General features: G+C 66.1%; 14 protein-coding genes and 1 pseudogene. 7 read left to right on the forward strand and 8 right to left on the reverse strand.

Annotation, left to right across the window (positions count from 1 at the left end; translation table 11 throughout):
• The 4 genes and pseudogenes from ACIQ42_RS08495 to ACIQ42_RS08510 all read left to right on the forward strand — a co-directional run.
• Positions 1–394, forward strand: a pseudogene (locus tag ACIQ42_RS08495) (tRNA uridine-5-carboxymethylaminomethyl(34) synthesis enzyme MnmG); the annotation flags it as partial.
• Positions 395–443: 49 nt separating this feature from the next.
• Positions 444–1,088, forward strand: a complete 645-nt coding sequence (gene rsmG / locus ACIQ42_RS08500; protein ID WP_397421767.1) for a 16S rRNA (guanine(527)-N(7))-methyltransferase RsmG — start codon at positions 444–446, stop codon at positions 1,086–1,088.
• Complete coding sequence (locus ACIQ42_RS08505; RefSeq protein WP_397421769.1) at positions 1,072–1,893, forward strand: ParA family protein; 822 nt, start codon at positions 1,072–1,074, stop codon at positions 1,891–1,893. The genes rsmG and ACIQ42_RS08505 overlap by 17 nt, the downstream gene beginning before the upstream one ends.
• Complete coding sequence (locus tag ACIQ42_RS08510) at positions 1,893–2,759, forward strand: ParB/RepB/Spo0J family partition protein (protein WP_397421770.1); 867 nt, start codon at positions 1,893–1,895, stop codon at positions 2,757–2,759. The genes ACIQ42_RS08505 and ACIQ42_RS08510 overlap by 1 nt, the downstream gene beginning before the upstream one ends.
• Before the next feature lie 396 nt (positions 2,760–3,155).
• Here ACIQ42_RS08510 and ACIQ42_RS08515 read toward each other — a convergent pair whose 3' ends face one another.
• The 5 genes from ACIQ42_RS08515 to ACIQ42_RS08535 all read right to left on the reverse strand — a co-directional run bounded on the left by ACIQ42_RS08515 (position 3,156) and on the right by ACIQ42_RS08535 (position 9,053).
• Entirely contained in the window at positions 3,156–4,217 is a 1,062-nt protein-coding gene (locus tag ACIQ42_RS08515; protein ID WP_397421771.1) for a hypothetical protein, read from the reverse strand.
• 97 nt (positions 4,218–4,314) lie between these two features.
• Complete coding sequence (gene holA / locus ACIQ42_RS08520; protein WP_397421772.1) at positions 4,315–5,361, reverse strand: DNA polymerase III subunit delta; 1,047 nt, start codon at positions 5,359–5,361, stop codon at positions 4,315–4,317.
• Between the two features lie 96 nt (positions 5,362–5,457).
• Positions 5,458–5,964 carry an LPS assembly lipoprotein LptE gene (gene lptE, locus ACIQ42_RS08525; RefSeq protein WP_397421773.1) on the reverse strand — a complete coding sequence of 169 codons (507 nt, stop codon included), beginning with the start codon at positions 5,962–5,964 and terminating at the stop codon, positions 5,458–5,460.
• Positions 5,961–8,528, reverse strand: a complete 2,568-nt coding sequence (gene leuS / locus ACIQ42_RS08530) for a leucine--tRNA ligase (protein ID WP_397421774.1) — start codon at positions 8,526–8,528, stop codon at positions 5,961–5,963. Before leuS ends, lptE begins: the two co-directional genes overlap by 4 nt.
• Positions 8,529–8,609: 81 nt before the next feature.
• Positions 8,610–9,053, reverse strand: coding sequence for a DUF3576 domain-containing protein (locus ACIQ42_RS08535; RefSeq protein WP_397421775.1), 444 nt, complete (start codon positions 9,051–9,053; stop codon positions 8,610–8,612).
• A 287-nt stretch (positions 9,054–9,340) separates the two neighbouring features.
• Between ACIQ42_RS08535 and ACIQ42_RS08540 the strand changes: the two genes are divergently transcribed.
• Positions 9,341–9,724 carry an NtrZ family periplasmic regulatory protein gene (locus ACIQ42_RS08540; protein WP_397421776.1) on the forward strand — a complete coding sequence of 128 codons (384 nt, stop codon included), beginning with the start codon at positions 9,341–9,343 and terminating at the stop codon, positions 9,722–9,724.
• Here the strand turns inward: ACIQ42_RS08540 and ACIQ42_RS08545 are convergent.
• Positions 9,721–10,254 carry a thiamine phosphate synthase gene (locus ACIQ42_RS08545; RefSeq protein WP_397421777.1) on the reverse strand — a complete coding sequence of 178 codons (534 nt, stop codon included), beginning with the start codon at positions 10,252–10,254 and terminating at the stop codon, positions 9,721–9,723. The genes ACIQ42_RS08540 and ACIQ42_RS08545 overlap by 4 nt on opposite strands.
• Positions 10,255–10,321: 67 nt before the next feature.
• On the opposite strand from ACIQ42_RS08545, the gene ACIQ42_RS08550 reads away from it, so the two are divergent.
• Positions 10,322–10,978 (forward strand): YggS family pyridoxal phosphate-dependent enzyme, encoded by a 657-nt coding sequence (locus ACIQ42_RS08550; protein WP_397421778.1) that lies wholly within the window; start codon positions 10,322–10,324, stop codon positions 10,976–10,978.
• Here ACIQ42_RS08550 and ACIQ42_RS08555 read toward each other — a convergent pair.
• The gene (locus ACIQ42_RS08555; RefSeq protein ID WP_397421779.1) at positions 10,975–11,478 is read right to left on the reverse strand and encodes a L,D-transpeptidase; all 504 of its coding nucleotides are present in this window, start codon (positions 11,476–11,478) and stop codon (positions 10,975–10,977) included. The two genes, ACIQ42_RS08550 and ACIQ42_RS08555, sit on opposite strands and share 4 nt — an antisense overlap.
• A gap of 54 nt (positions 11,479–11,532) precedes the next feature.
• Between ACIQ42_RS08555 and ACIQ42_RS08560 the strand changes: the two genes are divergently transcribed.
• Positions 11,533–12,216 carry a response regulator transcription factor gene (locus ACIQ42_RS08560; protein ID WP_397421780.1) on the forward strand — a complete coding sequence of 228 codons (684 nt, stop codon included), beginning with the start codon at positions 11,533–11,535 and terminating at the stop codon, positions 12,214–12,216.
• Here ACIQ42_RS08560 and ACIQ42_RS08565 read toward each other — a convergent pair.
• Positions 12,213–13,019, reverse strand: a complete 807-nt coding sequence (locus tag ACIQ42_RS08565) for an exodeoxyribonuclease III (RefSeq protein WP_397421781.1) — start codon at positions 13,017–13,019, stop codon at positions 12,213–12,215. The genes ACIQ42_RS08560 and ACIQ42_RS08565 overlap by 4 nt on opposite strands.
• Positions 13,020–13,173 lie beyond the last annotated feature (154 nt).

Consider the following 13,173-nt stretch of genomic DNA (forward strand, 5'->3'; position numbering starts at 1 on the left):
CGCCCGCACGGGCCTGCCTGTCAAGGCTGATGGGCAACGGCGCAACTTCATCGAGCTTCTGGCCTATCCCACCATCAGCTTCGAGGATCTGGCGGCGGTCTGGCCGGAGGTGTCGGGTTGGCGGGCCGACGTGCGCGAACAGGTGGAGATCGACGCGGCCTATGCCGGCTATCTCGACCGCCAGGTCGCCGACGCCGACGCCTTTCGACGCGACGAGAACCTGCGGCTTCCCGCTGAGCTGGACTACGCCGGCATCGGCGGCCTCTCCAACGAGGTTCGCGAGAAGCTGATCGCGGTTCGCCCCGCCACCCTTGGCCAGGCCGGCCGCATCGAAGGCGTCACCCCTGGAGCCCTGACAGCCCTGCTGGCGCACGTGCGACGTCGGGCGGCCTGACGTGGTGACCCGTGCGAAGCCAAGCCAGACAGTTCCTTCGGCCCCCCCGTTGGCGGAAGAGCGTCGCCGTGTCACGGACGCCGAAAGCTTCGCCCGCGTAGCAAAGGCCACCCCCGCCCAGGTCGCTGATCTCACCCGGTTCCTCGAGCTCCTCACGGCCTGGAACGAGAATATGAACCTGGTTGGCCCCGCGACCCTGCCGGACTTCTGGAACCGCCACGCCTGGGACTCGGCCCAGCTGATCCGTCTGGCCCCGGACGCCCTCACCTGGGCCGACCTCGGCGCCGGCGCGGGCTTCCCGGGCCTGGTGCTGGCGATCCTCGGCAAGGACCGCCCCGGGTTTCACGTGCACCTGGTGGAAAGCATGACCAAGCGGTGCCGGTTTCTCTCGGAACTCGTCGCCGATCTGGGCCTTGCCGCGACCGTGCACAACGCCCGCGCCGAGAGCCTGACCCTCGCCGTCGACGTTGTTACGGCGCGCGCCTGTGCTCCACTCCATCGCTTGTTCGGTTATGCTCGGTCATACTTGGCCATGGATGCGCAGGGGCTGTTCCTGAAGGGACAAGATGTGGTGGCAGATATGACCGAGGCCGCAAGATATTGGGAGTATGAGGCCGATGTGGTCCCCTCCCTCAGTGACTCAGGGGGCCGCATCGTGCGCGTGAAGAGGCTCGGCCGTGCCCGCAAAGTCTGACCCGGCCCTACGTGTTCTGGTCGTCGCCAACCAGAAGGGCGGCGTCGGCAAGACGACAACCGCGATCAATCTCGGCACAGCTCTGGCTGCCGTTGGCGAGAAAGTGCTGCTGATTGACTCCGATCCACAGGGCAACGCCTCCACTGGCCTCGGCGTAGGCCGGGCCCAGCGCCGGTACACGCTGTATGACGTCCTGATGGGCGAGAAACGCCTCACCGAGGCGGTGGTGACCACCACGGTCCCGGGTCTGGACCTGATCCCATCCGACCCTGACCTATCTGGGGTTGAGCTGGAATTGGGCCAAAATGCGCGCCGGTCATTCAAGCTGCGTGATGCGCTTGAGCCCCTGCGCGATGGTCGCCGCTACACCTACGTGCTGATTGACTGCCCGCCGTCGCTTAACTTGTTGACGGTCAACGCCATGGCGGCGGCTGACGCGGTTCTCGTCCCCTTGCAGTGCGAGTTCTTTGCACTGGAAGGCCTCAGCCAGCTGATGCGCACCATCGATCTGGTGCGGGGAAGCCTCAATCCACGGTTGGAGATCCAGGGCATCGTGCTGACCATGTACGATCGCCGGAACTCGCTATCGGACCAGGTCGCCGGCGATGTCCGCACCCACTTCGGCGAGACCGTCTACCAGACCGTGATCCCGCGGAATGTACGGGTGTCCGAGGCGCCGTCTTTCGGCAAGCCTGTGCTTGTCTATGATCTGAAGTGCGCGGGCAGCCAGGCCTACCTCCGGCTCGCCCGCGAGGTGGTGCTCCGAGAGCGGCGCCGTCGCAATACGCAACTGGAAGTCAGCTGATGGCGGAAAACCGCAGAGGATTGGGCCGGGGTCTGTCGGCCCTGCTCGGCGAGGCCGAGGAGATCGCCCACGCAGGCGAGCCTGCCGATGGCGTGCGCGAGATCCCCATCGAACTGGTCCATTCAAACCCGGATCAGCCACGCCAGAATTTCCGCGAGGAAGAGATCGCCACCCTGGCCGACTCCATCCGCGACAAGGGTATCCTGCAGCCGATCCTGGTGCGCCCTTCACCCCGAAGGCCGGGAGAATATGAAATCGTCGCCGGCGAGCGCCGCTGGCGCGCGGCCCAGCGGGTGGGCCTGGGGGTCATCCCTGCCCTCGTCCGCACCCTCGACGACGAACGCGCCCTGGAAATCTCGATCGTCGAGAACGTCCAGCGGGAAGATCTGAACGCCATGGAAGAGGCCCAGGCCTACCGCGCCCTGATGCAGCGCTTTGGTCACACCCAGGACCAGGCGGCCACCGCCGTGGGCAAGAGCCGCAGCCACGTCGCCAACACCATCCGCCTGCTTCAGCTCCCAGAGGCGGTGCAGCAGCATGTGATTCATGGCCGCCTGACCGCAGGCCACGCCCGGGCGCTTCTGACGGCGGACAACCCGGGTCAGGTCGCCGAACTCGTGGTTGAAAAACAGCTCTCCGTTCGCGAAGCCGAGGCGATGGTTCGCGGTAATGCGCCCAAGCCCCGCAAGGCCTCCGGCCCCCGAAAATCCCGTGATGCCGATACGGCCTCGCTCGAGTCAGACCTGGAAGATGCACTCGGTATGTACGTCACCGTCGATGACCGCGGTGGCACGGGCGAAGTTCGGGTCAAATATGCGTCGCTGGAACAACTCGACGAACTCTGCCGCCGCCTGATGCGACGGTAGGGCGGGAAGAGGTGGCGTGCCCGTTTCTCCCCCGCGGAGTCATGGGTTTCATGCATCGTCGTTTGTGCTCTCACGTACCTTCTCCCCCTGTGGGAGAAGGTGGCAGGCGAAGCCTGACGGATGAGGGGTCGAAAACCGGCTCAGGATAGATCACCCTATGACATCCTGCTCAGGGAATGGCAGGTCAGCGCGCGCATTCTCGAGGTGGTCGGGACGCCGCCACCCCTGTCATAGGTCGGTGCGACCCCTCATCCGACCGCCTGCGGCGGCCACCTTCTCCCACAAGGGGGGAAGGAAGTGGCAGCGAAGGAAAGTCGCAGCCCTGAGTAGCTTCTTGCCGATGCAATAGCCTGCCCGAGGCCGTGATGGCCCGCGACCAGCGTCTATCGCCGGCCCTCAGTTCTCCTCGCCGCCCTCTTCACCCTGCGGCGCCACCTGGTCGATGTTGGTAGGCGCGGTCTTGACCCCCGTCCGTTCCTCCTCGCGCGCGCCGGAGAGGATGTTGGCCAAACCATAGTTACCCTCGTGGCAGGCGTATTCGTAGATCATGCCGTTGAGCCGCGAGAACTCGTATTCCCCGCCCCAGGGCTGGCGAAACACAGTGGGGTCCTCCACCCAGAAGCCGTAGTGCATCCGGTCTGCAGACACCGGTGTGAATCGTTCGGTCACCTTCAGATGCTCCGAGGCGCCCCGAAAGACCTGCTGGGGGTGGAAACCCACCGTCTCGACCACCAGGGTATCGCCTTCCCACCGCCCGATGGAATCGCCCATCCAGGGCCGGATAGCGCCAGTCTGATGCTTGCCCCCGATGCGAATGATCCGCGCGTCATGGACCATCTCCACCACAATCGTCACGTGGTCGCGGGTCTGAACGATCTGGTAGGTGTTGTTGTAGAGGCCCGGCGTCATCACCGGTCCGGAGGACGTCCCGAACGACAGCAGGCAGCGCTCGCCCAGCGCCCGGCTCTCGGGGTGATCGCTGGGTCCGCCGTTGCGGGGCCGGGGCTTCAGGTCGGGGCGCATCGGTACGCGGCCGTCGGGCGTTGAGGTGATGAAACCGTTTCGTCCCTGACCCCCCACCCGCATCACCACGCTGCCAGGGTCGGTCCAGGCGGCGTTGTAGTTGCAATCGGTGCCGCGACCGTCGGAACAGTCCGCCGGGAGGTCCGTCACCGTGGCGTTGGGCGCTGTGGGGCGGTTGCCAAGGTCGATAAGCGCCTGATTACGAGCCTCGATCTTCCTGACCTCCGTCTCGGTCAAGGAAAGCGTGGCGCCGTGCCTGGAGTTTCGCTCAAGCCGGGTGATCGATGCATTGGTCCAGACACCCTCAAGACTGGGGTGCCCATCAGCCGCGCGCGGCGCCTTGTAGCTGGTCACCGGGCGCGGCGCCTGGTCCTGCGCATGTGTTGCCGTCGCCAGCGACAGGGCCGCAATGGCCGCAAGAACAGATTTGAACATCCCCGGCGCCTCCCCAGCGCAAGGCCCGCGCGCAACTTCCGTGCGTTTTCAAGGGGGCCTTGGGCAAGCTAGCGCCGCCGGAGCCCGGGCTCAACCGCTACAGGCCCAGACGCCGCGCCCGGCCTGCCACGGTCAACGCCAGCCGCTCGGCGATCAGCCGATCCGGCGAGCCCGCGGTCTTGCAGGCCCTGTCCGCCGCCAGCACCTCCGGCTGTATGCGATCAAGTTCGGCCAGCGTCCAGGAACGCGCCTGCCGCAGAAACTCCCGCTCCTGTTTCCAGAATACGCCCGACGCCTTGGCCGCCTCCTGCAGGCCGGCGCCGGCCTTGGCCAGCGTCAGCACGCGACGAAGCTTGGCCAGATGCATGCCCACGGCCCGCACTGCCGCAGGACCGCTCTCACCCTCCTGGGCGGCCCGCCTCAGGCCGGCCTGCGCCTCGCCCAGCCGACCGCCGAAGGCGTCAGACGCGGCGTCAAACAGGGAAGCCTCAGGTTCTACGCCCAGGAAGGGCTCAAGATCGGCCGGCCCCGCCGTGGCGCCCTGGCCCAGATAGAGCGCCAGCCGTTCGATCTCCTGGCGAGCCACGCCGCGCTCCTTGGGCATCCGCGCCACAAACAGCGAAAGAGCCTCCTGGCTCAGGCTCACATTGTCCTTGGCCAGGGTCTCGCGAACCAGCCTGGCCACGTCACCCGGTTCATCCTCGTAACAGGGGATGGTCGCCGCGGCCGGGACCTTTTCGGCCACCTTTCGAAGGGCCGAATCCCGTCCGAGGTTTCCGGCCTCGATCAGGAAAAAGGCGTCGGGGTTCAACTCTCCCGCCGCATGTCGCGTCAGGGCCTCGGCGGCCAGCTTGTCTGCGGCGGGCTTCTCGGCGGTGAGGCGAAGCCGGACCAGGCGCCGCCCCCCCATGAGGGACTGGGCCGCCAGCTCCCCTTCAAGCCGCCCGCCGTCGTCGGCCAGGTCAACCTCGGTCAGGATGGCCACATCAAAGGGATCGTCCGGATTGGCGACCAGCTTCGCCGCCAGTTGATGGCCCCGGTCGCGCACCACGCCCACGTCGCGACCATAGATCAGCGCCGCACGGATACCCGCGTCCGGCCGCGACAGGAACCGCTCGATGTCCGGTCGTTTGCCGAGGATCATGGATGCAACCCCAAAATGCCTCTCCTGCGAGGTGCGACGGGCGATGCCCTGTACCGACGCTTGTGCATGGCTCCTCGCCGGGATGCGCGCAAAAACCTACTTTGCGGCCACCTTTGCCGTGGTGCCAAGCCAGGCCGCGAGTTCCAGCTCGATCCGCCGCGCCGCCTCATCGGTAGCCCGATCCTGAGCATCCTGCTGCGCCGAGATCGAGGCATAGGGCTGGTCGGCACTGTCATAGGTCAGCTCGACCCGTACCCGGCCGCGCCTGGCCACCGCGCCCGACGGCAGATCCTTCAGCACATAGGTCACGGTCAGCACGTACTCATAGCGCGTCGCCACATTGTCGATCCGCACGCCGCGCGGATAGCGCGCCTCGGCCAGCGCCAGGTCCATGGTGTAGCGCGGCGCCACGGAGTGGTTCTTGGCGAACGCATCGTCCAGGTGCTGGCGCATCAGGTAGCCGATCCGGCCCGCCGGGGCCGTCACCTCGATCGCCCCGAGATCGCGGGTGACGCCTGGCTGGGCATAGAGCGGCTGGAAGCCGGCGCAGCCGCTGAGCAGCAGGCCGGCAACGAGCAATGCGGGGGCGAGGAGCTGTCTCATGCCGCGACGATATTCACGATGCGGTCCTTCACGACAATCACCTTCCGAATGGTCAGGCCCTCAAGGCGCCTTGCGATCTCCGGATCGTCAAGCACCATCTTCTCGACGTCCGCCGGCTCAGCCCCAGCAGGCGCCGAAATCTCGCCCCGACGCTTGCCGTTGACCTGCACCGGCAGGATCTTCATCGCGTCTTCCGTCAGGGCGGGATCAAACGTCGGCCAGGCGGCGGCGACCACCATGCCCACGCCGCCGATACGCTCCCAGCACGCTTCGGCCAGATGTGGGGTGAACGGGCCGATCAGGCGCGCAAATGCGCCCAGCGCCTCATGGCGGGCCGCCAGCACGCCGGCGGTTGCGCCCTGCGCGGGGTTCGCCTTCAGAAGGTTCAGGAACTCGTAAAGGCGGGCGATGCCGGAATTGAAGCGGAAGGTGTCGATGGCTTCCGTCACCTGCTTCACCAGCTTGTGCGTGGCGCGCTGCAGGTCCGGATCCAGAGCCACGCCGGGTGACGGCCCAGCCGGCTGGCTGTCAAATTCGTCCCAGACCCGGTTCACAAACCGCCAGGCGCCCTGGACACCCGCGCTGGACCATAGGCTGTCGCGCTCGGGTGGGCTATCGGACAGGACGAACAGGCGCGCGGCGTCCACACCGTAGGCCTCGAAGATGTCGCCGGGCGCCACCGTGTTGCGCTTGGACTTGGACATCTTCTCGCTGTCGCCGATCACCACCGGCTCGCCGGTCGCCAGCAGTTTTGCCCGGCGAGACGAGCCCTCGACAGTCACCTCGACCTCGCCCGGCTCCACCCAGTCGCCGTTCTGACGGCGATAGGTTTCGTGCGTGACCATGCCCTGGGTGAACAGACCGGCAAAGGGCTCGCGAACGCTCAGCATCCCCTGGTCGGCCAGCGCCTTGGTGACGAAGCGGGCATACAGCAGATGCAGTACGGCGTGCTCGATCCCGCCGATGTACTGATCCACTGGCAGCCAGTAGTCGGCGGCGGCCTTGTCGATAGGTTCGGCCGCATCCGGATTGGCAAATCGCGCGAAGTACCAGGACGAGTCCACGAAGGTGTCCAGGGTGTCGGTCTCGCGCGTGGCCGCACCACCGCAGGTCGGGCAGGGCGCATGCTTCCAGGTCGGGTGGCGGTCCAGGGCGTTGCCGGACTTGCCGAACTCGATATCCGCAGGGTGGGTGAGGGGCAGCTGGTCCTTGGGAACCGCCACCACGCCACAGGCGGCGCAGTGCACCACCGGAATGGGGCAGCCCCAGGCCCGTTGCCGCGAAACGCCCCAGTCGCGCAGGCGATAGACCGTGGCGCCGTCCCCGTCGCCCTGGGCTTCAATGCGGGCGATGGCGGCCGCCTTGGCGGCCTCGATGTCCAGACCGGTCAGAAAATCGGAATTGTAGATGGCGCCGGGCCCCACATAGGCCTCTTTGTCGATCCGATAGGCGGCCGCGTCCTCGCCGGGCGGCAGCACCACAGGCCTGACCGGCAGGCCGTACTTGCGCGCAAAATCCAGGTCCCGCTGATCATGGGCCGGGCAGGCGAAGATCGCGCCGGTTCCGTAATCCATCAGGATGAAGTTGGCGATCCAGACCGGCAGCTCCCAGCTCGGGTCAAACGGATGCTTCACCTTCAGGCCGGTGTCGTAGCCGGTCTTCTCGGCCGTATCGATCCCGGCCTGGGTGGCCGCGCCCTTGCGGCATTCCGCAATATAGGCAGCGGCCGCGGGGTCGCGCGCCGCCACGACTTCGGCCAGCGGGTGGTCGGGCGCTATGCCCACGAAACTGGCGCCGTACAGCGTGTCCGGCCGCGTTGTGTAGACTTCGAGGGTATCTCCCGCCGGGGCCTCACCGGCCAAGTGGAATCGGAACTTCAGGCCCTTCGAGCGCCCGATCCAGTTCTCCTGCATCACCCGCACCTTTTCGGGCCAGCGATCCAGGGTCTGCAGGTCATCAGTCAGTTGCCCGGCGTAGTCCGTGATCCGCATAGCCCATTGATTAAGCTTGCGTTTTTCCACAACAGCGCCCGAGCGCCAGCCCCTGCCATCGACCACCTGCTCATTGGCCAGCACCGTCTGGTCCACCGGATCCCAGTTGACCACGCTCTCCTTGCGATAGACCAGCCCTGCCGCAAACAGGTCCAGAAACCATGCCTGCTGCTTGCCGTAGTACTCCGGATCGCAGGTCGCGAATTCCCGCGACCAGTCGATGCTGAGGCCCAGCTCCTTCAGTTCATCACGCATCCGCGCAATGTTTTCATAGGTCCAGAGCTTCGGGTCGACGCCGCGCTCCATCGCCGCATTTTCAGCCGGCAGGCCAAACGCATCCCATCCCATCGGGTGCAGAACGGAGAAGCCCCGCGCCCGCTTGAACCGGGCAATGACGTCGCCCAGGGCATAGTTGCGCACATGGCCCATGTGCAGACGCCCGGAGGGGTAGGGAAACATCTCCAGCACATAGTACTTGGGCTTGTCGTGATCGATCACCGCACGGAAGGCGTCAGCCTCCGTCCAGGCCTTGCGCCAGCGCGGTTCGGTTTCCTTGGGATTATATCGGGCCATTGCCGTCGGCCTTTGGACTGGAGTTGGACATCCGGTCAACGGCCTGGTGGATCAGGCGCCAACCTTCGAACGGAGGGGTTATCAGCCCTTGATGTTCGAAAGTCGAAGCTGGCGCGCCCGGGTCAGGATGGAATTCTCGATGTCCGTCTCGGTCTGGCCGGAATGCGGGGCGTCAATCCAGGCGCCGCTGGCGTCGCGGTTCTGCTTGAAGACCGCCACGTTCAGGCCGTCGGCGCGCAGACGCGCGTCCAGAATATAGACGGTGCATTTGAACCGCTCGTCCGGCTTTTCCGGATTGATGTACCACTCGGTGACGATCACGCCGCCATAGGGGTCGGCCGAGGCCAGTGGCATGAAGGACAGCGTATCCAGCGACGCGCGCCACAGATAGCCGTTCACCCCGATCGCCGCGGCGTTGTCGCCAGACGCCTGGACCTTGGGGCTGCCGCCGATCAGGGGCACGCTACCGCACGCGCTCAGCCCCACAAGGCCGATCGCCGCCGCCGCGACTGCCAAACCGCGCATCCTGAATCCACGCTCAAACGGCATATGTATCGGTCTCCACCAGTTTCCGCAGTGTTTGCACAACACGGCGCCGCCCCGCGCCGGCGCCCTCTATATCAATGCGATCCGGCGGGCCAAACAGGAATCGCGTGGCGGAAGCGCCACAGACCCCAGGCATATCGACCGATCTTGGCGAGTCCAAGGCGACACATGTTGACCGCACTATCCGGGCGACCCTTAAACAGATTGCAATCGTAATGCTGTTGAGTATGGCGGTCTGCAATCGTTGGGACCATATAGACCTCAAGATGAACCGCTCTCGCATCAGCCTTGCGCTCGCCGCCGCCGCGCTTCTCAGCGTGTCGGGCGGGAGCGCGATGGCCGCTGATAAGGGCAAGGTCGTGGATTTCACGGTGAAGTCGGAACCGACCACCGCCGCGCCCAATGCCGGGCGAGCCCTGAAGTGGGACGCCAGCAGGGGCCGCTTCGGTGTCACCCTGGATATCCAGCAGCCGCGCGAGCGGCCTGCCGTGGCCAATGACGTTCAGGCCGGTGCCTATTTCCGTATCACCCCCTCGCTGCGGGTCGGCGGCTCTGTGGCGCTTGGCGAACAGGACCTGAAGGTGCGTCCGTATGCCGCGCGACCGGCAGACGCTCCAAAGGTGACACTGCAGACGGCTTTCCGGTTCTAACCGGCCAGGCCGTCTACCCCAGCAATGCCGATCGCACCCGTCGCCAGCAGGCGCGAGGCCGTGACGTCGTTGATCCCCCCAAGCGCATAAACAGCGCGACCCGAGCCCCGGATCAGGAGCGCTAGCCGGATCGGGCCCATGGCCGGACCGGCCGAGGCGCTGCGTGACGGAAAGGCCACTGACATCACCACGGCGTCGGCGCGGCTGAGACGGGCGGCGGCGAAAGAGTGTGCCGCGCTCGTCACGATCCAGCCAGGGTTCATCCGACGGACCGCCAGTGCGCGATGAGCGAGCGCTTCCGGTAGATGGACCCCGTCTGCGCCCACCCGCCGGGCCAGCGCCACATCCCGACCGATGATCAGTTTCAGACCGCGCCGCAGCGCCACTTGCTTGAGGCTCCTGGCCCGCTCCAGCGCGCCGGTCGCGCCGAAGGCCCGATAGACGATGGCGCTTCCGGGCGGCAGACGCTCGGCGATCGCCTCGGGATCCGGTGTCCGGACCGGGTCAGTAAAGAACAGAAGCGCGGGCAAGGCCTTTCGCAGGCCTCGCCGGGCGGGTAACAACCGCGCCGTCCTCTGCAAGGTCCAGAAACCGGAAATGGCCACGCCTCCACAAGCCTATACCGATGTCGTGGCCCGGATCGCCCGCGCCGCGCAAGCCGCCGGGCGCGATCCGTCGTCCGTCACCCTGGTTGCCGTGTCAAAAACCCAGGCCTGGGACGCCATCGAGCCCGTGCTCTCGGCAGGCCAGCGGGTCTTCGGCGAAAACCGCGTTCAGGAGGCCATGGCCCGCTGGGACGGCAAGGCGGACGACCTCACCCTGCATCTCATCGGCCCCTTGCAGACCAACAAGGCCCGGGAGGCGGTCCAGTTCTTTGATGCGATCGAGACCCTGGACCGTGAACGTCTGGCCCGGGCCCTGGCTGACGAGATGCTGAAGCAGGGCAGGGCGCCGCGCTTCTACATCCAGGTAAACACCGGCGAGGAGGACCAGAAGGCGGGCGTGGCCCCTGCCGCGGCCGACAGCTTCATCGCCGCCTGCAGAACGACCTATGGCCTGAAGATCGAAGGCCTCATGTGCATTCCGCCCGCTGACGAGCCGCCCGGCCCCCACTTTGCCCTGTTGGGCAAGATCGCCGCGCGAAACGGCCTGGAGCGTTTGTCCATGGGCATGAGCGGCGACTTCGAGACCGCCATCCGGTTTGGCGCCACCAGCGTGCGCGTTGGCTCGGCGGTATTCGGCGCCCGCAGCTAAGGGGCGATCTCCAGGGCGTCGCCCGGTTGCGCCGTCGTCAGCAACTCTTCCAGATCGGCGCGGGCCACCGCCACGCAACCCTCGGTCGGCGAATAGTCAGGCCGACAAATATGCAGGAAGATCGCCGAGCCCATGCCGGCGACCGGTGGGCTGTCATTGTGGCCCAGGATCACGATGATGTCGTAGACATGATCGTCCCGCCAGAGCGCCTCGGCGCTGGCGGGATAGGGAAATCGTACCGGCTGATTGTAGGCTGGATCCGCCGAATCATCGCACCAGCCATCATCCTGACCGATAGGGCGAACGGCGAGCCGCGTGCGGGGCGCCGCAACCCGGTCAGCGCGATAAAGCACCTCGCGAATCGGCCAGATGCCCGCCGGCGAGGCCCCGTCGCCCTCCCGTTTCATCGCCGCCGGGACCACGCCTGCAGGACCCAGCGCGCACCGAACCCGGCGCCCGCCCACATCCAGAAAGCCGTCTCCCGTCGCCCTGAAGATCACAAAACCCTCGAAACCCTTTGGCGCAAACCGCTGAGATAGTGTTTGTTGCGGCCCATGGCGCAACGCAAGACTCTGCTTATCGTCGACGACGATCTGGACCTCCGGGGCGCGATCGCTGAACAGCTCCACGCCGAACAGTTCGACATCGTCGAGGCGGCCACGGCGGGTGACGGCGTTCGACTGGCCCGCGAGGCGAAACCCGACCTGATCCTCCTGGATGTGGATCTTCCGGACATGGACGGCCGCGATGCCTGCGCGCGCATGCGTCAGGACGGCGTCTCGGCCCCGGTGATCATGCTCACGGCGGCGGCCACGGATGACGATGCGGTGCGCGGTCTGGATTCCGGCGCCAACGACTATGTGACCAAGCCCTACAAATTCGCCGTCCTGCTGGCGCGGATCCGGGCCCAGCTACGCGACTATGAGCATTCCGAAGGCGCGGTCTTCCGGCTCGGCGCCTATGAGTTCCGACCTGCCGCCAAGGTGCTGCTTGACGAAAAGGGCAAGAAGATCCGCCTGACGGAGAAAGAGACCAACATTCTGAAGTATCTCTACCGCGCCGGCGAAAAGGCCATCTCGCGCGAGGAGCTGCTGGCCGAGGTCTGGGGCTATAATGCCGGCGTCACCACGCACACGCTTGAAACCCACGTCTACCGGTTGCGCCAGAAGATCGAACCCGATCCCGCCAATGCGCGCCTGCTGTTGACCGAGGCGGGCGGGTACAAACTGTCGCCCTAAAGCACCAGATCCGCGCTCACCGGTGCATGATCGCTTGGCCGCTCCCACGCCCGCACATCTTCATGGATACGCACCGCCGGCGCGCCAAGCCGGAACGCCGCGTCGCGAAGGCCCGGCGTCACCAGGATATGATCCAGCCTCAGGCCACGCGCTGACTGTCGGAAATCCTGAGCACGATAACTCCACCATGAGGCCAGTTTCTCCGGCTCCGGCGTGGCCTCGCGCATCAGGTCGATGAAGCCCAGCGAGGCCTCCAGGGCGCGAAACGCCTCGATCTCGACCGGTGTGTGGCTGACCACCTTCGACATATGCTTGTGGTTCCAGACGTCGAATTCGCCCGGCGCCACGTTCAGGTCGCCGACAATGGCCAGGGGCGACCCGGGGTCCCGGCGGGCCATCTCGGCGGTGAGCTTTTCGTAGAAGTCCATCTTGTGGTCGAACTTGGCGTTCTCCACGCGGTCGGGGATGTCGCCCCCGGCCGGGATGTAGAAGTTCTGGATCTCCACGCCTGCCACCTTAACGCCCACGCAGCGGGCGTGGCCTTCACGGCAGACGTCCAGCGGCTCCGGATCCTCGATGGGCAGGCGTGAGGCGATCGCAACCCCGTGCCAGCCCTTCTGGCCTGCGATCTTCAGATATGGCAGGCCCATCTCACGAAAGGCGTTCACCGGAAACTCGCCCTCACGGCATTTGATTTCCTGCATGCAAAGCACATCCGGCGCCTGCTCGGCGACAAAACGGGCCGCCTGTTCGGCGCGGAGCCGTACGGAGTTGACGTTCCAGGTGCAGATTCGAAGGCGCATGGGGTCTTTTAGACAAAGAACGCGCGGACGCCATGGCGGGCGTCCGGCCAACCTTCCCCCGTGAAAGAAAGCGCGGGCGCCATGGCGGGCGTCCGGCCAACCATCTCCCAGAAAGTAAGCGCGGGCGCCATGGCGGGCGTCCGGCCAACCATTT

It is taken from the genome of Phenylobacterium sp. (assembly GCF_044372605.1).
GTDB lineage: Bacteria > Pseudomonadota > Alphaproteobacteria > Caulobacterales > Caulobacteraceae > Phenylobacterium.

What these genes read in the sequence shown, in the direction of transcription:
- ACIQ42_RS08510 (WP_397421770.1), top strand. Translation starts at nt 1,893, where the DNA reads ATGGCGGAAAACCGCAGAGGATTGGGCCGGGGTCTGTCGGCCCTGCTC.
- ACIQ42_RS08515 (WP_397421771.1), bottom strand. Translation starts at nt 4,217, where the DNA reads ATGTTCAAATCTGTTCTTGCGGCCATTGCGGCCCTGTCGCTGGCGACG.
- holA (WP_397421772.1), bottom strand. Translation starts at nt 5,361, where the DNA reads ATGATCCTCGGCAAACGACCGGACATCGAGCGGTTCCTGTCGCGGCCG.
- lptE (WP_397421773.1), bottom strand. Translation starts at nt 5,964, where the DNA reads ATGAGACAGCTCCTCGCCCCCGCATTGCTCGTTGCCGGCCTGCTGCTC.
- leuS (WP_397421774.1), bottom strand. Translation starts at nt 8,528, where the DNA reads ATGGCCCGATATAATCCCAAGGAAACCGAACCGCGCTGGCGCAAGGCC.
- ACIQ42_RS08535 (WP_397421775.1), bottom strand. Translation starts at nt 9,053, where the DNA reads ATGCGCGGTTTGGCAGTCGCGGCGGCGGCGATCGGCCTTGTGGGGCTG.
- ACIQ42_RS08540 (WP_397421776.1), top strand. Translation starts at nt 9,341, where the DNA reads ATGAACCGCTCTCGCATCAGCCTTGCGCTCGCCGCCGCCGCGCTTCTC.
- ACIQ42_RS08550 (WP_397421778.1), top strand. Translation starts at nt 10,322, where the DNA reads ATGGCCACGCCTCCACAAGCCTATACCGATGTCGTGGCCCGGATCGCC.
- ACIQ42_RS08560 (WP_397421780.1), top strand. Translation starts at nt 11,533, where the DNA reads ATGGCGCAACGCAAGACTCTGCTTATCGTCGACGACGATCTGGACCTC.
- ACIQ42_RS08565 (WP_397421781.1), bottom strand. Translation starts at nt 13,019, where the DNA reads ATGCGCCTTCGAATCTGCACCTGGAACGTCAACTCCGTACGGCTCCGC.